This window comes from Polymorphospora sp. NPDC050346 (genome assembly GCF_040655695.1).
Lineage (GTDB): Bacteria > Actinomycetota > Actinomycetes > Mycobacteriales > Micromonosporaceae > Polymorphospora > Polymorphospora lycopeni.
The window spans coordinates 108,348-126,776 of record NZ_JBFAKM010000009.1 but is presented as its reverse complement, the minus strand read 5'-3'; the positions used below and the strand labels follow the sequence as shown (position 1 = coordinate 126,776).

The following is an 18,429-nucleotide window of genomic DNA, read 5'->3' as shown; positions in this document are numbered from 1 at the left end:
GGCCCGGCCGCCCGGCTCAGCGGGTCGGGTCGAGGTCGGGCTGGGTCTCCGCCGTGCTGCGGCGCCGATTGATCAGATAGCCGAAGGCGGCGGCGGTGAAGAACATGACGATGCCGTAGACGGCGGCCGGGACCGCGATCGTCGTGCTGTTCAACAGCGCCGGGCTGACCGCGATGGTGATCGCCAGGGTGCTGTTGTGGATGCCGATCTCCATGCCGGCCGCGATCGACTCCGGCCGGCCGACCCCGGCCAGCCGGGGCAGGCCGTAGCCGACGGCGAGGCTGAGCACGTTGAACACCAGCACGATCAGCCCCACCGCGAGGAAGTAGTCGGCGATGTTGTCCCGCTCGTTGACGATCGCGCCGACGACGACCGCGACCAGCACGACGACCGAGAAGATCTTCACCGGCCGGGCCAGCCGGTCGGCCAGGTCGGGGAAGCGCGACCGCAGGGCCATGCCGATCGCCACCGGAATGAGCACGATCGCGAAGACCTGCACCACCTTGTCGAACTGCAACCCGATCGAGGCGCCGTCGCCGAGGAAGTATCCCGACGACAGGTTGACCACCACCGGCAGGGTGAGGACGGCGAGCACCGAGTTGACGGCGGTCAGCGTCACGTTGAGCGCGACGTGGCCGCCGAAGAGATGGCTGTAGAGATTGGCGGTGGTCCCGCCGGGCGACGCCGCGAGCAGCATCATGCCGAGCGCGAGCTCCGGCCGCAGGCCGAACGCGATCACCAGGCCGAAGCACAACGCCGGGAGCAGCACGATCTGGCAGCCCAGGGCGATCAGTACCAGTTTCGGATAGGTCGCCACCCGGCGGAAGTCGCCGATGGTGAGCCCGAGGCCGAGGCCGAGCATGACGATGCCGAGCGCGATCGGCAGACCGACGGTGGTGAGCCAGGAGTCCATCTCCGGATCCTGCCCGCCGCGGCTCGTATCCGGCATCGTCTATCCCGCTGATTTCGAGGCCGCCCGCAGGCGAAACCCGGTGCCGGGCTGATCCGTCGCACAGCGGGCGGCGGCCGGTGGATCGGCCGAACGGCCGGAGCAATGCGCTGTCCCGTGGAGTTAGAAGCCCCGCCCGGAACAGATACTGGTCGAAGTGGCCCGGCCGGTAGCCGGTGCCCACGATCGGCCACAGTGGATCATGCGCAGCGGAGGTGCGGGGTGTCCGGGCTCGAAGGTACGGTCCAGCCGGTCGAGCCGGTGGCCGAGAAGTGGACAGCCGCCGACTTCACCGGGACGGAATCCCCGTCGGCCCCCTTCACCTGGGGCCAACGGATGCTGTGGCGGGCGTTCGAGATGTATCCGCCGAACCGGACGATGGTCAACATCTCGCGGGTGGTCCCGGTGCCGCGCCGGGCCCGGACCGGCGTGCCGGACGTGCTGCGGGTCATCGGTGCCCTGGTCGGCCGGCACAGCTCGCTGCGCACCCGGCTGCGGACCGTCGACGGGGAACTGCTCCAGGTCGTGTCGGGCCACGGCGAGCAGCCGGTGCTGCTGGTGCACGCCGGCCCGGCCGACGACGACGGCACCGCCACCGCGCAGGCGCTGGCCACCCGGCTCGCCTCGACCGCGTTCGACCTCGCCGAGGAACTGCCGCAGCGGGTGGCGCTGGTGGTCGCCGGCGACCGGGTATGCCAGGTCGTGCTCGTCTTCAGCCACACCACCGTCGACTTCGGCGCCGTCGAGATCGTGCTGCGCGACCTGCGGGTGCTCCTGCTGCGGGGCAGCATCGCCGCACCACCCGGACTCCAGTCGGTCGACATTGCCGGGCGCGAGCAGGAGGAGCGCCACCGGCGCCGGGCGCAACGCGCCATCGTCCGCTGGGTCGACTGGTTCGGCCGGCTGCCCAAGGAGACGCTGCCGGAGCTGGGGCCACCGCTGACCCCGCTGTTCCGGCAGGGCACCCTGGTCTCGGCGGCGGCGGACACCGCCGTACGGCTGGTCGCCAACCGGCACGGGGTGACCACCTCGACGGTGCTGCTGACGGCGATCGCCGCGGTGCACGCCGGCTGGTCCGGCCGGGACACCGTCGGCATCTTCATGATGGTCAACAACCGTTCGCTGCCCGGTTACGACACCGCGATCGCCAAGCTCAACCAGCTCGGCATGATCGTGGTCGACCTGGCCGACCGTCCGGACTTCGCCAAACTGCTGCCCCGGGTGTGGGCGGCGGCGCTCGAGGCGTACCGCTCGGCCTACTACGAGCAGGCGGAACTGCTGCGGGCGTACGAGGCGGCCGGTCACAAGATCAATACTGGCGAGAGCGCGCACTGCTATTTCAACGACATCCGGCTGAGCACCGACGCGAGCGTGTTCGGTCGGGAGACCGGCGAGGACGAGGTCCGTGCCGCGATGTCGAGGTCGTCGTTCTCCTGGGGCGAGAGCTACGACAGCTTCGTCTACCGGACCCGGGTGGAGGTCGTCGACAAGCCGGGCGGCATCGGTCTGACGCTCACCGCCAACACCGCCTACCTGCCGCCCGAGCAGGCCGAGCGGTTCCTGCGTGACCTGGAGCGGCTGCTGGTCGACGCGGCCTTCCACGACGTGCCGGCACCCTGGGTACGGCCACACGTCACCGCCTGACCCGACCGGCCGGACCATCGCGCGGCAATACGGATCCGTGGCCCCGCGGAATTGCGCCCAGGCCTGTTCCGCCCGCACCGGAATGATCGTTGCCAGTCGAATTAAGGAAAGCCTCACCTGGCGTATTAGGTAAGGCTCTACTCCTCTGAGCTGGGCAAACTCTTTTCCTGTTCGAAGTGCCGAAAGCGCCGTGCCGGTTTACGGTCGAACGGAGGAGGTAGTCATGACACAGATGCTGGAAATGCCGCGGGTACAGGAATGCACGGTAACCGACTGCGGCTACAACCATGACGGATGCCGGGCCTTCGCCATCACCATCGGCGAGACGACCGCCAGTTGCGACACGTTCATCGACACCTCGGCCAAGGGCGGGCTCGACATGGTGATCGCCCAAGTCGGCGCCTGCAAGCGCGCCGAATGCCGGTTCAACGCCGAACTCGAATGCCGGGCACCGTCGATCCGGGTCGCGCCGGGCCAGGACCTCGCCGACTGCATGACCTTCCAGGCGCGCTGACCCGGCCAGCTGCCGTCCGGGCCCGTACCCCGGGCGGCAGCCGCCACCCCGCACCGCCGCTCAGGGAGAGCCGAGCCGGAAGGTGCACAGCCCGTGCCGCACACCGTTCACCTGGACCTCGACCGCGTGCTCACCCGGGTGGTAGGTGCGGGTGCTGATCGGCGCGAACGAGTGCCGCCGACTGATCGTCAGACTGGCGCCGGCGTCGAGACGGCGCGTGGTGAGCTTGAAGACCTTCGGGCTCAGCGTCCCGTTGGCCCGCCGGTGGTGGACGACGTAGTCGATCGCCACCGCCGCGAGATCCGGCCCCCGGTTCTCCAGCGTGACCTCGAAGAGCAGGTCGCCGCCGGACGCCACCACAGCCTCGCCGAGCACCGGTCCGGTGACGACGATGTCGGGCGCCGGACCGAACCCGAGCAGCCCGAGCGCCGCCGGATCACCCTTCTTGACCAGCGTACGCAGGCCGTGCCAGACCACCTTCGCGGTGTGCTCGTCCGCCCGGTCGAGCCAGCGGGTGGCGGTCGTCGTGGCCAGTTCCGGATCGATGCGGCTCAGGTCGTTGAGATGGTTGGCTACCGAGCGGCGGACGTACTCCGAATCGTCGCGGTAGAGCGCGTCGAGCACGGTGGTGGTGGCCGCCGGGCGGTCGAACAACGCCCGCACCCGCCGCGCCCAGGGCAGGTAGGGACGGGTGCCCTCGCTGGCCAGGCGCCGCACGTGCGGGTCCGGGTGCCGGGTCCACTCCAGTGCCACGGCCAGCGTGCGGTCGAGGTCGGCCGCGAGGAACGACCGGATCGCGAACTCGGCGGTCAGCCGCGGCGTCAGGTCGGCGAGCAGGGCGAGTCCGGCGTCGAAACGGTCGGCCGGCCCGGCGTCGAGCGCGCGCCGCGCGACGGCCTCGGTGACCGGCCAGGTCATCCACCCGGTGAACCCGGGCCGCTCCAGGGCGGCGCGTACGACCGCCGCGAACCCGTCGTAGTCGTCCGGTAGATCGGTCAGCAGCGCGTCGCGTACGTCGTGGCACCGCTCGCTGAGCGTCCGCCCCTCCAGCGCCGCCGCCGTGCGACGCAACGCCGGCAGCGGATGCCCCGGTGCCACGTCGAGCAGGCAGCGCGCCAGCCCGTCGACGGCGGCGGCGTTGAGAAGTTCGTCGGCGGTGGGCATCGGCTGACCTTTCGTGCTCGCCGCGGTCGCCGGCTTCCGGCGGCGCCGGCCGGCCCCGGCGACGGATCTCCGCCGCCAGCGGCCGGCCCGATCCTCGCACGGCGGGCGTGCTCAGGTCGCCGGCGGTCCGGAGGGAGGCGGGAGAACCTCCGGGCGCGCCGGCCGTGGCGCCTTCGGCGGGCGCGGGTGTGCCGGCGGGAAGTCGTCCGGAACCTTCAGCAGCGCCGCCGGTCCGGCCACCACCGCCGACGGCCCGGTCCCGGCGACGGTGCCGCCGTCCGGCCCGGCGGTCCGTGGCCGCCACAACTGTTCGGCGGGCAGCAGCGAGCGGAAGTCGAACTGGCACTTCGGGCACCCGCGCAGTGCCGTCTCGGCCCGCCGGTCGCCGCAGCGCTGGCAGTACGTCACCACGGTCTCGTCGGCGTCCAGACCCTGGCAGCGCGGGCAGGCGAACTCCGGGCCCTTGCTGTTCAACTGCACCAGCCGGCCGGCCAGCACGTACGGGGTCACCACCGCGCTGATGCCGGTCGCCAGGTCGCGGGTGCGTCGGGTCCGCTCCTGGAGCCGTTCGAGTTCGGGGTTGGTCACCTTCTCCAGCCGGCAGGTGGTGCAGGTCCGCAGCGTACGGACCGGCAGCAGGCCACGCAGCCGGGCCTGCTGGTGCAGGAAGGTCACCACCGGCACGTCCTCAGGGGTGGCGGGAAACAGCGAGGCCCGGCCGTCGGCGGCGAGGTGTTCCTCGATCCGGAAGACCAGCGACTGCACCTGTGCGACGAGTGCCGGTGGCATCGCGCCGGGCCGGCTGGTGACCAGCGTGCCCACCATCAGCATGCCGTCGGCCAGCTCGGTCGGCACCTCGGCGACCGCGTCCGCCGTCTCGAAGACGAAGGTGTCCACACCGGACCGGCTGACCGACGCCCCCCGGGGCGGTGCCGAACCACCGTCGAGCAGCCGCGACGTGTGCCGCGACAGGGCCGCCTGCGCCTGGGCGGCGCGGCTGGCGGCGTTCTGCATGATGGCGACGTCGCCGGTGCCGGTGTCGCGCCACCATGGGGCGAACGAGGCCGCCGCCGACGGGTCGAGCCGGGTCAGCGCGCCGTCGACGGCGGCCAGCACGGCGCCGAAGAGTTCGACGTACGCGCTGGTCGCGCCCCAGTTGCGGCCGACCTTGCCGGGCCAGCGGTCGGCGAGCAGGACGGCGATGCGGCAACCGGCGTCGGCCGCCTCCAGGCCGATCCGCAGGCTCACCGGCAGCTTGCCCGGTGCCAGCGTGACCCCGCCGAGCTTCGAGCCGCGCACCGCCTCCAGCACGCTGAGCTGCTCGGTCCGCAGCTCGAACGACAGTTCCCGGATGGTGCGCAGCAGGTGCTGACGGGCCACGCTGGGCGGTACGGCGACCCGCCGCTCCGCCCCGGCGGCCAACCGCCCCGGTTCGAGGCCGGGCGTGCCGGCAGCCGGGCCGGTGGTGGCCTCCCCGGCTTCCGCCCAGGTCATTCCGTGGCGGAGCCGAGGCCGGCGTCGTACGGGGCCAGTTCGGTGGCGGCCGTCTCGACGTGGGTGTTCGCCGCGGCCTGGTAATCGATCGAGGTGTCCAGGTTGGCGCCGGCGATCGAGGCATGGTTGGCGGCGGTGTCCATCGCGCTGTCGGCGGCGTCGAAGTAGCCCTGTGCGGCGCTCTGCTGGGCGTAGTCGACGTAACTCTGCGCCGAGTCGGCCCACGAGGCGCTGCTGTCCGCGTGCCAGTCCGACCACTGCTGGTCGCTGGTGGCGCTGGTCAGTTCACTTTGCACGATCGTCGCGGCGGGTTCCGGCACGGCGACGGGTTCGAAGGTCGGGGCGACCGGTGTGACGTCCACGGCGGGTGTGTCGGTGGACAGGTAGTCGTTCCAGCCTGAATCAGTGCTCACTGCCGATCTCCAGATCTGCCGACGGACGCGACCCCGTTCGGCAACATCGTCGCAACGGCGCGCCACCGTCCTCCATCGTCCGACCGGGTGCCACCGACGGGACCGCCGGTCGCATGGACCGGACGTACCGTCGGTGGCCATCGATGCGAGGTCGTGACCTGTGCCTCATGTACGCGGCGTGGGTGGCTGGATACCGTAAGGTTCGCTGCCAGCCAGAATGGCTTACCCACAACTGAATGAGTTTCCGCGTGGGGGAAGCCGGTGTGAAGCCGGCGCTGACCCGCAACCGTATGTGGTGGACTTCCACCACGAGCCGGAATGCCCACACGGAGACGAGCGGCCTCAACTGTCGTGGTCTACAGGTTGAGCCCGGATCGACGGACCCCTGCGGGCCGGGATGCGGTGCTCACCACCGCTCCCGAAAGGCATGTCCCATGTTCCGTCGCCTTCTCGCGGCCCTCACCCCGGCCCTCGCCGGGAGCGCGGTGCTGCTCGTCGCGCTTTCGACAACACCCACCCCCGCGCCGGCCGCCGCCGTACGCGCCGACAACCCGCATTCGGCGCAGAGCGCCGCCGCCGCCAGGTGGCTGGCCGGCCAACTGGCCGACGGACGCCTGGCGGGTCCGTTCGGCGGCACCGACTGGGGCCTGACCATCGACGCGCTGATCGCGCTGGAGGCCGCCGGCACCGAGCCGGCCGCCGCCGACGCGGTCGCCGACGCGGTCGAGGCGAACGTCGACTCGTACGCGACCGGCGGCGAGTGGGCCCCCGACTACCTCATCGGCGGCTCGATGGCCAAGGTTCTCGTCGCTGCCGTGGTCGCCGGCCGGGACCCGACCTCGTTCGGCAGCCACGACATGCGTGCCCGCACCCTCGACCTGATCCGCGGCGCGGACGCCGGAGCCGTGCAGGGCTGGATCTTCGACTGGAACGGCGATCAGCCGGCATACGGCGGAAACCTCTTCGCGCAGAGCCTCGCGGTGCTCGGCCTGGCCCGCTCCGGCGGCGTCCCGCAGCCGGCGGTCGACTTCCTGATCAAGCAGCAGTGCGCCGCCGGCGGCTTCCGGCTCAACCCCGCGACCGACGGCGCGGCCTGCACCAGCGCACCGGTGGCCGGCCAGGTCCAGGACGTCGACACGACGGCGATGGCCGTACAGGCGCTGCTCGCTGCCGACGCCGCGGGCGCCACCGGCGCGAAGGCCGCCGCCGACGCCGGCATCGGGTGGCTGCTCACCCAGCAGAAGGCCGACGGCTCGTTCCAGGGCTCGATGGGCACCGATTACTCCAACACCAACAGCACCGGCCTGGGTGGCCAGGCGCTGGCCGCCGCCGGACACACCGTCGAGGCCGACCGGGCCGCCGACTTCGTCGCCGCGCAGCAGTTGACGGCGGCTGATGGCGGGGCCGCGGCCGCGTACGCCGGGGCGATCGCGTACACCCCGGGCTCGCTCGCGGACGCGATCTCGGGCGGCATCGCCGAGAACGAGACGGATCAGTGGCGGCGGGCCACCGGGCAGGCCGCGCTGGGGCTGGCGAAGGTGTCGCTGGCCGAGATCGGGACCGGCGGCACCGAACCGACCCCGACGTCCACGGCCACCCCGACCCCGACCGGGTCGGCGTCCCCGACGACCTCCCCGACCGCGTCGCCGTCCCCGACCGCGACCGCCACTCCGACCGGCACCGCCACCCCGTCGCCGACCGGCCCGACCGGCCCGGCGCCGACGACCTGGGCGCCACCGCCGTCCGGTGGCGGACGGCTGCCGACGACCGGTGTCGACGTCACCTCGATCGGGGCGTTCGGCGCGGTCGTCATGCTCGCCGGGGTCGGGCTGGTCGTGGCCGGCCGGCGCCGCCGGGAGCGGTCGTGACCGTACGGGCGGACCGGTTCCCGCCGACACCGGCCGGGTGCGACCCGGCGGCGGCCGGGTTCCGGGTCGGGCTGCGGACGGCCGGCGCGGCCCTGGCCGCGCTGCTGCTCGCCGCTGCCGGCGCCACCGTCGGCACCGCACCCGCCCACGCGGCCGGCAGCGCCGGCTACTGCCCCGACGCCAACGGCGTCACGGTGATCGTCGACTTCCGGGAACTCGGCGGCGCCACGATCATCAGGTGTGCCCCCGGCAAGCAGGCCACCGGCCTGGCGGCGTTGAAGAACGCCGGCATCCAGATCACCGGCACCGCCCGGTGGGGCGAGGGATTCATCTGCCGGATCGAGGGCAAGCCCGGCCCGCAGAGCGAACCGTGCATCGACACACCGCCGGCCAGCGCCTACTGGTCCTACTGGCACGCGTCGAACGGTGGCACCTGGAGCTACAGCCAGTTCGGGGTGCTGAACCGGACCCCGCCACCGGGCAGCTTCGAGGGCTGGTCGTTCTCGAAGGACCGGACCTCGTCCAGCAGCCCGCCGCCGCGCGTGGCGCCCCGCCGGCCGGCGGCACCGGCACCGACGCGGACCACCGCCGGCCCGCCACCGGGCGGTCAGCCCGGCGCCCCGCCACCGGCCGCCAGCCGCCCGGCCAATCCGCCGCCCGCCCCGTCGCGACCCGCGCCGCCGCCCGCCGCCCCGACCGGTCCCGTGACCACCCAGGCCACCACCCCGCCCACACCCGCCGGGCCGACGTCGGGCGCCGCACCGGCCACCACCGACCCGGGTCCGTCACCGACCCCGACCGGTACGGATCTCGCGCTGCCGCCCGAGCCCGCCGCGCGGACCGGCGACGGCGGGGGAGTGCCGTTCGCGACGCTGGCCGGCGGCGTACTGCTGGTGGCACTCGCCGGCGGTGCGGTGTGGACGGCCCGGCGCCGGCGGGCCGCGACCGGCACCGAACCGCCGGACCAGGTCTGAGGTGACCGCCCCGGTACGAGTGCCGCGAAACCTGCACCCCGGCGCCTGGTGGCTGTGGGCACTGGGGCTCGCGGTCGCGGCGAGCCGCACGACGAACCCGCTGCTGCTGGCGCTGATCCTGGCGGTCGCGGCGTACGTCGTCGCGGCCCGCCGCGGCACCGCGCCGTGGGCCCTCGGCTTCCGCCTCTACCTGTGGCTGGGCGGCATCATCGTCGTCTCCCGGGTGCTCTTCCGGGTCGTCTTCGGCGGCGGGCAGGGCGACACCGTGCTGTTCACGCTGCCGCAGATCCCGCTACCGGAGTGGGCGGCCGGCATCCGGCTCTTCGGACCGGTCGCGGTCGAGCAACTGCTCGGCGGCTTCTACGACGGGCTGCGACTGGCCACCATGCTGATCTGCCTCGGCGCGGCGAACGCCCTGGCCAACCCGAAACGGATGCTGCGGGCGCTGCCCGGCGCCCTGTACGAGGTCGGCGCGGCCGTCGTCGTCGCTCTCTCGGTCGCCCCGCAACTCGTCGAGAGCGTGCTGCGGGTACGCCGGGCCCGGCGGCTGCGCGGCGGCACCGGGCGCGGCCTGCGGGCGCTGCGCGGCATCGTCATCCCGGTGCTGGAGGACGCCCTCGACCGGTCACTGGCCCTGGCGGCGGCGATGGACTCCCGCGGCTACGGCCGCCGGGGCGCCGTACCGCGGGGGTTTCGGCTGCTCACCGGCGTCCTGGTCGTCGCCGGCCTGGTCGGGGTGTGTGTCGGCGTCTACGGGCTGCTCGACGCCAGCACCCCCCGCTATCTCGGCCTGCCGATGCTCGGCGCCGGGCTGGCCCTGGCCGTCGGCGGATTCGTGCTCGGCGGCCGGCGGGTCGTCCGCTCGGTCTACCGGCCGGACCGCTGGCGTCCGGCCGAGGTGGCCGTCGCGCTGTGCGGGCTGGCCGCCGCCGGCGGCCTCTACGCCACCATCCGGGTCGACGCGGCCAACCTGTACCCGTCGCTGAGCCCGCTGTCGTGGCCGGAGATCTCCGCACTGCCGGCGGCGGCGGTGCTGGTGGCCGTACTGCCGGCCTGGCTGGCGCCACCGCCGCCGGCCGACACACCGGTCGGCACGGCCGCCGGCCGGCCACCGGTCGGCGTGGCCGCCGGACGGGAGCGGGTATGACGATCCAGTTCACCGACGTCACGGTCACCTACGCCGACGCGCCCGCCCCGGCGCTGCGCGCCGTCACCCTGTCCATAGAGGAGGGTGAACTGTGCCTGGTCGCCGGCCGGACCGGCGCCGGCAAGTCGACCCTGCTACGGGCCGTCAACGGCCTCGTGCCGCACTTCACCGGCGGTCGGCTCGCCGGCCGGGTCACCGTCGCCGGCCTCGACACCCGCGAGCACCCGCCCCGCGAGTTCGCCCACCTCGTCGGTGTCGTCGGCCAGGACCCCCTCGCAGGGTTCACCACCGACACCGTCGAGGAGGAACTCGCGTACGGCATGGAACAGCTCGCCGTACCACCGCCGGTGATGCGCAAGCGGGTGGAGGAGACCCTCGACCTGCTCGGCATCGCCGAACTCCGCAACCGTCCACTACGGACGTTGTCCGGCGGCCAGCAGCAGCGGGTCGCGATCGGCGCGGTGCTGACCGCCCAGCCCCGGGTCCTCGTGCTCGACGAACCCACCTCCGCCCTCGACCCGACCGCCGCCGAGGACGTGCTCGCCGCGATCACCCGGCTGGTGCACGACCTCGGCGTCACCGTCGTCGTCGCCGAACACCGGCTCGAACGCGTCGTCCAGTACGCCGACCGGATGCTCTACCTGCCCGGCGACGGCACCGTCGTCTCCGGTACGCCCGCCGACGTGCTCGCCACCGCCGACGTCGCCCCGCCGGTGGTCGAACTGGGCCGGCTCGCCGGCTGGCAGCCGCTGCCGCTGTCGGTCCGCGACGCCCGTCGGCGGGCACCCGCCCTGCGCGAGCGGCTGCGTGACCGGCCGCTACCACCCCGGACCACCGCCGCCGGCCCGGTGGCCCTGACCGCGCGCCGGGTCGTGGTCCGCTACGGCGAGGTGTACGCCGTACGTGGCGTCGACCTCGACCTGCGGGCCGGCGAGATCACCGCCCTGATGGGCCGCAACGGCTCCGGCAAGTCGTCGCTGCTGTGGGCGGTGCAGGGCTCCGGCCCGCGCCAGGGCGGCCGGGTCGACGTCGGCGGCACCGACCCGAAGCAGCTGTCCGCCGGGAAGGCCCGCCGCCTCGTCGGCCTGGTGCCGCAGACCCCCGCCGACCTGCTCTACCTCGACACGGTCGACGCCGAGTGCGCCCAGGCCGACCAGGAGTCGGGGTCGCCGGCCGGCACCTGCCGGGCCCTGCTCGACCGGCTGGTCCCCGGCCTGCCCGGTGCCAGCCATCCCCGCGACCTGTCCGAGGGGCAGCGGCTGGCGCTCGTACTCGCCGTGCAGTTGGTCGCCGCACCGCCGGTGGTGCTGCTCGACGAACCGACGAGGGGACTGGACTATCCGGCGAAGCGGCACTTCGCCGCCGTCGTACGCGAACTCGCCGAGGCCGGCCGGGCGGTCGTCTTCGCCACCCACGACGTCGAGTTCGTGGCGGCGGCCGCCGACCGGGTCGTGGTGATGGCCGAGGGGGAGATCGTCGCCGACGGCCCGACACCGGACGTCGTCGTCGCGTCACCGGCCTTCGCGCCGCAGGTCGCCAAGGTCCTCGACCCGCTGCCCTGGCTGACCGTCGCGCAGGTCGCCGCCAGCCTCGCCGGACAGGATGTGCCGGCATGACCGAGCGAAGCGAGGGGCCGACATGACACCTTCTGTCGTGTCCCGTACCAGGGTGATCCGGGTGGCGCCGCGTAGTGCGCTGGTCCTGGTCCTGGCGTCGGCCGCCGGGCTGGCGATGTTCTTCTGGCCGCTGTTCCACGCACCCGAACCCGAGGCGATCGCGCACACCGCCGACGCCCCGCTGATCTTCGTGGTGATCCTGCCGGTGCTGGTCGCCGTCGTACTCGCCGAACTCTCCTCCGGCGGGATCGACGCCAAGGGGCTCGCCATGCTCGGCGTACTGTCGGCGATCAACGCCGCGCTGCGCCCGCTCGGCGCCGGGACCGCGGGCATCGAGACGGTCTTCTTCATGCTGGTCCTCGCCGGCCGGGTCTTCGGCCCGGGCTTCGGCTTCGTGCTCGGCTGTACGTCGCTGTTCACGTCGGCGCTGCTGACCGCCGGGGTCGGGCCGTGGCTGCCGTTCCAGATGCTCGCCTCGGCCTGGGTGGGGCTGGGCGCCGGACTGCTGCCGGTCCGTCCGCGCGGCAAGGCCGAGATCGCCATGCTCGCCGGGTACGGCCTGCTCGCCGCGTACGGGTTCGGCTTCCTGATGAACATGTGGTTCTGGCCGTACACCACCGGGATCGACACCCAACTGTCGTACGTGGCCGGGGCGCCGCTGCTGGAGAACCTGCACCGGTTCGCGGTCTTCACCGGGGTCACGTCGACGTTCGGCTGGGACACCGGCCGGGCGATCACCAACGTGGTCGCGATCGTGCTCGCCGGGCCGGCGGTGCTGGCCGCCCTGCGCCGGGCCGCCCGTCGCGCGGCCTTCGACGCCCCGGTCGTGTTCGACTCCGCCCCGGCCGGTCCCGGCCGGACCGGGCCGGCCGGGGGGTGAGTCCGGGCGGCTACTCGCCGGAGGGGGCGGCGAGTTGGACGCCCAGCCGGACCGGGGTCCCGAAATTCGGTGTCCCGTCGGCGTTCCAGGTGAACTTCTGGGCGCGGGTGGAGCGGTTCATGTCACAGCCGCCGCCGGCCGAGTCGTTGGCGTGGTAGACGATCCAGTCCTCGGTGCCGTCCGGTGACTTGAAGAAACCGTTGTGGCCGGGGGCGTAGACGCCGTTGGCGTCGCTGCGCTGGAACACCGGGGTGGGGTGTTTGGTCCAGGAGGCCGGGTTGAGCGGATTGCTGCCGGTCAGGGTGAGCAGGCCGAGTTTGTAGTCGGGGCCCCAGCAGGCGCTGGCCGAGTAGACGATCATGGTCCGGCCGTTGTGGTAGAGCGGTTCGGGTCCTTCGGCGACCGGGTGGGTCTGCCGCTCCCAGCTCAGCGTCGGCGAGCTGAGCCGGACCCGGGAGCCGCTGATCGTCCACGGGTTGCTGAGCGGGGTGATGAACAGGCTCTGGCCGTTGCCGCCGCCGTTGTAGGTGCCCAGCAGGTAGAGGTTGCCGTTGACCTTCAGGACACTGGCGTCCAGTTGCCAGTCGCTGCCGAGGTCGGCCTTGAAGGTGTACGGACCCATCGGGTCGGTGCCGGCGCTCTCCAGCACGTGCAGCCGCTGGGTCGGGTTGAAGTCGCTGACGTTCTGACCGGCGACGTAGTAGAGGTACCAGCGGCGCCCGTTGGGTCCGTCGAGCAGGTGGAACTCGGGGGCCCACATGTTGCAGCAGCCGTTCGGGCGCCCGGAGAGATCGAAGACGACCTGCTCGGGGGCGCCGAAGAGGCCGCTGAGTGTGCTCGACCGGCGCATCGTGATCGTGGAGTTCCAGGTGGTCGTGGCCAGGTAGTAGAAACCGTTGTGGTGTTGCAGCCACGGGTCCGGGCCGTTGCGCTTGATCGGGTTGGTGAAGGTCCCCGGGGTGCCGACCACCGGTCCCAGGTTGACCATCCGCCACTGCTGGTTGTTGCCGTCCAGGTCCTGGTACTGCGAGACCATCGCGCCGTCTGCCGTCGACCACTCCCACACGTCGAGGGCCTTGCCGCTGTGCCGGTTGATCAGCCGTACGTGGCCGCCGGCGGAGTCGGCCAGCCGGAAATGCTGCCGGGTGCTGCCGTTGTCGGCGTTCTGGACCAGTTGGACACCGTCGTTGGCGTTGGGCAGTTCGAGCACCTTGCCGCTGTGCCGGGACTGCACCCGGAAGAAGCCGTTGCCGGCGTCCAGGAACCGCCACTGCTGCCACGCGCCGTCGTTGCGGGCGTACTGGTTGATCGGGGCGCCGTCGTTGGTGGCCAGGTTGTAGACGTCGAGCGCCTTGCCGCTGTGCCGGTTGACGAGCACGTAGTAGGCGTTGGTGTCGACCGTGGCGGCAGAGGCCGCCGGCATGGCGACGGTCGCGGCGGTGCCCGCCACGACGAGGACGAGGCCGGCGGCGAGGCCCGCGCGCCAGCGCGGCCGCGTGCGATGGGGTTGCTTCTCACGGATGGGTGGCATCGGCCCGCTCCCTGCCGTCGACGGAATGCATCGATGATGGTCGCGTTAACAATATGGCTTGTCAAGCTGCCGGTCGGCGTTGGTCGAGCAGGGTTGCTGATGGATCTACCTGCTTGGACATGGGATGGAACGGCAACTAAATAAGCTCGAACGCTTGATAAGCGTCGATGTTAGCCTTCACAATGCTGGCGGCTACCAGCGACCGGCGGGCCGCATCCGCCGCCGACCGGACCGTACGAGGAGACGCCGATGACCAGCCCCGCCGCGCCGCGCCCCGCCGGCCTCGTCCGCCGGGTCGCCACCGCGACAGTGCTCGCCGTGCTGGCGAGCCTGCTGCCGGCGGCACCGGCCCCCGCCGCCCCGGCGGTCAACCACACCAACCCGCTGGTCGCCCAGCGGGCCGACCCGCACATCGTCAGGCACACCGACGGCTACTACTACCTGACCGCCACGGTGCCCGAGTACGACCGCATCGTGCTGCGCCGCGCCACCACCCTGCAGGGACTCTCCACCGCCCCGGAGACCACGATCTGGCGCCGGCACACCAGCGGCGAGATGAGCGCCCACATCTGGGCACCGGAGATCCACTTCATCAACGGCCGGTGGTACGTCTACTTCGCCGCCGGCCGGGCCGACGACATCTGGCGGATCCGGATGTACGTGCTGGAGAACTCCGCCGCGAACCCGCTCGGCGGCTCGTGGACCGAACGCGGCCGGATCACCACGCCGTGGGACACCTTCGCCCTGGACGCCTCGACGTTCGTCGCCGGCGGGGTGCGCTACCTGACCTGGGCGCAGCAGGAGCCGGGGATCGCCACCAACTCCAACCTCTACCTGGCGCGGATGGGCGCCGACCCGTGGACGATCACCGGCCCGGTGACCCGGCTGACCGTGCCGACGTACGACTGGGAGACCCGGGGCTTCCGGGTGGCCGAGGGACCGGCGGTGATCCAGCGCAATGGCCGGATCTTCCTGACCTACTCGGCCAGCGCGACGGACGCCAACTACTGTCTCGGCCTGCTGACCGCCGCCGCGACGGCGGACCTGCTCAATCCGGCGTCCTGGACGAAGAGCCCGACCCCGGTCTTCGCCAGCAACGCCGCCACCGGCCAGTACGGTCCCGGCCACAACTCGTTCACCACGTCCGACGACGGGCAGAGCGACATCCTCGTCTACCACGACCGCAACTACCGGGACATCACCGGCGACCCGCTCAACGACCCGAACCGGCGGACCCGTATCCAGAAGCTGTACTGGAACGCCGACGGCACGCCCAACTTCGGCATCCCGGTCCCCGACGGCGCGACCCCGGTACGGCTGCGTTCGCACGACCTCGCCGCCAACTTCGTCCGCCACTTCGCCTACCGGGGCCGGATCGAGCCGAACGTGACGAACCTGGCCGACTCCCAGTTCCGGATCGTCACCGGCCTGGCCGGCTCCGGGTCGGTGTCCCTGGAGTCGACCAACTTCCCCGGCCACTACCTGCGGCACCGCAACTACGAGATCCACCTGGAGCGCGACGACGGCTCGGCCCTGTTCCGGGCCGACGCGAGCTTCGTCCGCCGGCCCGGACTGGCCGACGGTGCCGGGATCTCGCTCGAATCGGGGAACTTCCCCGGCCGGTACGTCCGCCACCGCACCGGGCTGCTGTTCATCGAGCCGGTGGGCACGGCCGCCGAACGGGGGTCGGCAACGTTCCACCTGGAGTGACAGCGGTCGCCGACGCTCACTGGTCGACGGTGAAGATCACGTGCTTGCCGTCGCGGGCGGCGCGCTGGAAGAAGGCCACGAGATCGGTGAAGTTCGCCCAGGTGTATTCGAAGTCCTCGGCGCCGTGGTTCACGCCGTAGTCCTCGACGTCGATCGCCCGGTAGCCGGCGAGCAGCCGGTCGCGGTCGACCGGGACGAGCGCTTCGGCGACGTCGCGTACCCGGTCCGGGGTGAGGAGGCCGACGATGTAGTCGTCGTCCTCGTGGACCTGGAGACCGCCGAGGACCGCCGCGTTGAGGGGATAGTCGCCGTTGTCGTAGCCGAGCAGGCCGTCGGTAAGGCAGCGGTGGATCGCGTCCCAGGCCTTGTCGGTCTCGCAGTGGTCGACCTCGTCCCAGGCCTCCTCGATCCCGGTGACGATCGCCATCACCGCCGCGTCGTCGTCGGCCGACAGCAGCCGGGCCGCCGCCTCCTCGTCGATCGCGAAGTGCACACCGAGACTGCTCATGACCCGTTCTCCTCCACCGGAACCCGAAATGCCTGGCGGGAGGGTACGGGAGCGGGCCGACACATCCGGGCCGGGCGGGGGGAAGCCGCCCGGCCCGGATCGTCAGCGGGTCACGGGGGCGAGATGCCCGGGGCCGCGCCGGACCCGAACGACCATCCCTCCACAGTGCCCGGTGCCGGGTTGTAGCTGCTGGCGCCGAGCGTGCTGTACGACCAGCTGCCGCCGGCCGGGGCGTGCCAGTACGACCAGTACGCGCTGGCCGGCGGGGTGTTGACGCACGGTTCGGTGGCAGCGGTCGGCAGCCCGTCGAGGCGGCAGACGAACGCCAGCCCCCACCGGGCCGTACCGGTGACGGCGAAGCCGGCGCCCTGGAGGGCGGCCAGCCCGGTGGCCGGGTCGCCGGGCGCGCACCGTACCTCGATCGACCCACCGAAGGCGGTGAAGTCGACGACGACCGTGACGCCGGTCGTCCCGGTGCAGGCCGCGGCGTGCGCGGCCCGGGGCGCCGGCTCGGCGACGGTGAGGCCGGCGGTCAGCACCAGGAGCGCGGCGAGGGTCGCGGCCCAGCGTCGGGTCCGCGCGATCGCCGTACTCACCGGCACGCCAGGGTGGGCGCGGCGCCGCGGGCGCCGGTGGCGGAGAGCTTCGCGAAGCCGACCGCGGCCAGCCCCGGGACGGCCTGGGCGGTGGCCCGGGGCGCGGTGGCCGGGTCGAAGCCGGCGCTGGTGTACGCGACCGCGCCACGGTCGGCCACCTGGCCGGAGCAGCCGACCTGGAGGCCGAGCAGGAAGATGTTCGCCCTGGCGGCGGAGATCAGCCGCCCGCCGGCCCACAGCGCCTGGGCGGCGAGGCCGGTGCTGTTGGCGTTCGGTTCGCCGGCCGCGTTGCCGAACGAGCCGTTCGCGGCCTGTACGCCGGTCAGCCAGGCGAGCCCGGCCGTCGCGTCGGCGTACCGGTCGACGGCCAGCAGGGCCTGCACGGCCAGCGCCGTCGCGTCGACGTCGCTGACGCAGGTGGCCTGCGCGAACAGCAGCGGGTAGCCGCCGTCGGCGCAGCGGCTGCCGGCCAGGAACGCGGCGGCGGTGGCGGGGGCGCCGGCCGGGGTGCGGTCGAGGGCGAGCAGGGCGAAGGACTGGCTGAAGGCGTTGCTGTAGTCGCCCCACGCGGACCGGTCGGAGAACCGGCCGGACGGGTCTTCCAGGCCGCGCAGTCGGGCGACCAGGTCGACGCCGCCGAACGCGGTCGGGTCGGCACCCCGGACCTGGGCGGCGAGGGTGAGCTTGGCGGTGGCGCCGGCGTATGCCTCGGTGCTGCCGTCGCCGACGTAGCCGGTGAGGATCTCCGGCCGGGCGAGCCAGGTGAGCGCCTTGGCACCGTTCTCGTCGGCGACCTTGGCGGCGGCGAACGCGAAGACGGCGTCGATGGTGAGGCCCTGGTCGGGATAGCTGACGCCGCCGAACTCGGTCTCGAAGCGCTCGCCGTCGACCATCTGCCGGGCCAGCCAGCCGGCGGCGGCGTCGGAGCGGCTCAGGGTCGGCGGGGCGGCGGCCGCGGCGGCCGGTGTCGCGACGGTCAGGGCGGCGGCGAGTACGCCGCACAGCAGGGCGGGGAGTTTGTGCCGGGATAGCGAGCGGACCATGTGTGGGCACGCCTTTCCGGCCCGAAGGTAACGAGGCCGGAGGTCCCTGCGCTCACGATGCGCGGTGGGGATTTATCCGGACTCCGTCCCGTGGGCCACGACGGGTGAGGAGCGGGTTTGCGCGCAGGTGGGCATTCGGGCTCACCGCCGGGCACATTGCAGTGCTCGACGGCCTACCGTTGCGGGCCAGCGCCGGACTTCGACCGGACTTTCCCCACGGTGCACGCATCTTCTGTTGTGGACGGTAAGTCTTTCCGAATCGCCCGCCCGGTGTCAATCCGCTGGTGGGTGGCATGTGCCACCCCGGATGTCACCCTCCCGACAGTCACTCTCCGCAATGTGGCAACGGTGCGACGGACGTGAATTCGAAGGGCCCGT

Annotated in this window: 16 protein-coding genes and 2 riboswitches; of the genes, 8 read left to right on the top strand and 8 right to left on the bottom strand. The window is 72.7% G+C overall.

Annotation, left to right across the window (positions count from 1 at the left end; genetic code table 11):
• Positions 1 to 16 precede the first annotated feature (16 nt).
• Positions 17 to 913, bottom strand: coding sequence for a bile acid:sodium symporter family protein (locus AB0I42_RS12180; RefSeq protein WP_357536808.1), 897 nt, complete (start codon positions 911 to 913; stop codon positions 17 to 19).
• 258 nt (positions 914 to 1,171) lie between these two features.
• On the opposite strand from AB0I42_RS12180, the gene AB0I42_RS12175 reads away from it, so the two are divergent.
• A complete protein-coding gene (locus tag AB0I42_RS12175; protein WP_357536644.1) occupies positions 1,172 to 2,593 on the top strand; it encodes a condensation domain-containing protein in 1,422 nt (473 codons plus the stop codon).
• A gap of 223 nt (positions 2,594 to 2,816) precedes the next feature.
• Entirely contained in the window at positions 2,817 to 3,107 is a 291-nt protein-coding gene (locus AB0I42_RS12170; RefSeq protein ID WP_357536643.1) for a DUF1540 domain-containing protein, read from the top strand.
• A 60-nt stretch (positions 3,108 to 3,167) separates the two neighbouring features.
• Here the strand turns inward: AB0I42_RS12170 and AB0I42_RS12165 are convergent, their stop codons facing one another.
• The 3 genes from AB0I42_RS12165 to AB0I42_RS12155 form a co-directional block, all read right to left on the bottom strand.
• Positions 3,168 to 4,271 carry a DNA alkylation repair protein gene (locus AB0I42_RS12165; protein ID WP_357536641.1) on the bottom strand — a complete coding sequence of 368 codons (1,104 nt, stop codon included), beginning with the start codon at positions 4,269 to 4,271 and terminating at the stop codon, positions 3,168 to 3,170.
• A gap of 111 nt (positions 4,272 to 4,382) precedes the next feature.
• Entirely contained in the window at positions 4,383 to 5,765 is a 1,383-nt protein-coding gene (locus AB0I42_RS12160) for a hypothetical protein (protein ID WP_357536640.1), read from the bottom strand.
• Positions 5,762 to 6,178 (bottom strand): hypothetical protein, encoded by a 417-nt coding sequence (locus AB0I42_RS12155; RefSeq protein WP_357536638.1) that lies wholly within the window; start codon positions 6,176 to 6,178, stop codon positions 5,762 to 5,764. Before AB0I42_RS12155 ends, AB0I42_RS12160 begins: the two co-directional genes overlap by 4 nt.
• A gap of 251 nt (positions 6,179 to 6,429) precedes the next feature.
• A riboswitch (cobalamin riboswitch) is annotated at positions 6,430 to 6,502 on the top strand.
• A 110-nt stretch (positions 6,503 to 6,612) separates the two neighbouring features.
• Between AB0I42_RS12155 and AB0I42_RS12150 the strand changes: the two genes are divergently transcribed.
• From AB0I42_RS12150 to AB0I42_RS12130, 5 genes are all read left to right on the top strand, one after another.
• Positions 6,613 to 8,046, top strand: coding sequence for a prenyltransferase/squalene oxidase repeat-containing protein (locus AB0I42_RS12150; protein ID WP_357536636.1), 1,434 nt, complete (start codon positions 6,613 to 6,615; stop codon positions 8,044 to 8,046).
• A gap of 71 nt (positions 8,047 to 8,117) precedes the next feature.
• Positions 8,118 to 9,020 carry a hypothetical protein gene (locus AB0I42_RS12145; RefSeq protein ID WP_357536807.1) on the top strand — a complete coding sequence of 301 codons (903 nt, stop codon included), beginning with the start codon at positions 8,118 to 8,120 and terminating at the stop codon, positions 9,018 to 9,020.
• A 1-nt stretch (position 9,021) separates the two neighbouring features.
• Positions 9,022 to 10,167 (top strand): CbiQ family ECF transporter T component, encoded by a 1,146-nt coding sequence (locus tag AB0I42_RS12140; RefSeq protein WP_357536634.1) that lies wholly within the window; start codon positions 9,022 to 9,024, stop codon positions 10,165 to 10,167.
• Entirely contained in the window at positions 10,164 to 11,783 is a 1,620-nt protein-coding gene (locus AB0I42_RS12135; protein ID WP_357536632.1) for an ATP-binding cassette domain-containing protein, read from the top strand. The genes AB0I42_RS12140 and AB0I42_RS12135 overlap by 4 nt, the downstream gene beginning before the upstream one ends.
• A gap of 22 nt (positions 11,784 to 11,805) precedes the next feature.
• Positions 11,806 to 12,663 carry an ECF transporter S component gene (locus AB0I42_RS12130; protein WP_357536630.1) on the top strand — a complete coding sequence of 286 codons (858 nt, stop codon included), beginning with the start codon at positions 11,806 to 11,808 and terminating at the stop codon, positions 12,661 to 12,663.
• A 10-nt stretch (positions 12,664 to 12,673) separates the two neighbouring features.
• Here the strand turns inward: AB0I42_RS12130 and AB0I42_RS12125 are convergent, their stop codons facing one another.
• On the bottom strand, positions 12,674 to 14,086 hold the full coding sequence (locus AB0I42_RS12125) for a family 43 glycosylhydrolase (protein ID WP_357536806.1): 1,413 nt from the start codon (positions 14,084 to 14,086) through the stop codon (positions 12,674 to 12,676).
• A 357-nt stretch (positions 14,087 to 14,443) separates the two neighbouring features.
• Between AB0I42_RS12125 and AB0I42_RS12120 the strand changes: the two genes are divergently transcribed.
• A complete protein-coding gene (locus AB0I42_RS12120) occupies positions 14,444 to 15,904 on the top strand; it encodes a family 43 glycosylhydrolase (protein ID WP_357536628.1) in 1,461 nt (486 codons plus the stop codon).
• A gap of 16 nt (positions 15,905 to 15,920) precedes the next feature.
• On the opposite strand, the gene AB0I42_RS12115 is transcribed toward AB0I42_RS12120, so the two are convergent.
• The 3 genes from AB0I42_RS12115 to AB0I42_RS12105 form a co-directional block, all read right to left on the bottom strand.
• Positions 15,921 to 16,412 (bottom strand): YfbM family protein, encoded by a 492-nt coding sequence (locus AB0I42_RS12115; protein WP_357536627.1) that lies wholly within the window; start codon positions 16,410 to 16,412, stop codon positions 15,921 to 15,923.
• 110 nt (positions 16,413 to 16,522) lie between these two features.
• Complete coding sequence (locus tag AB0I42_RS12110) at positions 16,523 to 16,954, bottom strand: hypothetical protein (RefSeq protein ID WP_357536804.1); 432 nt, start codon at positions 16,952 to 16,954, stop codon at positions 16,523 to 16,525.
• 50 nt (positions 16,955 to 17,004) lie between these two features.
• Entirely contained in the window at positions 17,005 to 18,051 is a 1,047-nt protein-coding gene (locus AB0I42_RS12105) for a peptidase (protein WP_357536625.1), read from the bottom strand.
• Positions 18,052 to 18,159: 108 nt separating this feature from the next.
• Positions 18,160 to 18,299, bottom strand: a riboswitch (cobalamin riboswitch).
• Positions 18,300 to 18,429: the final 130 nt, after the last annotated feature.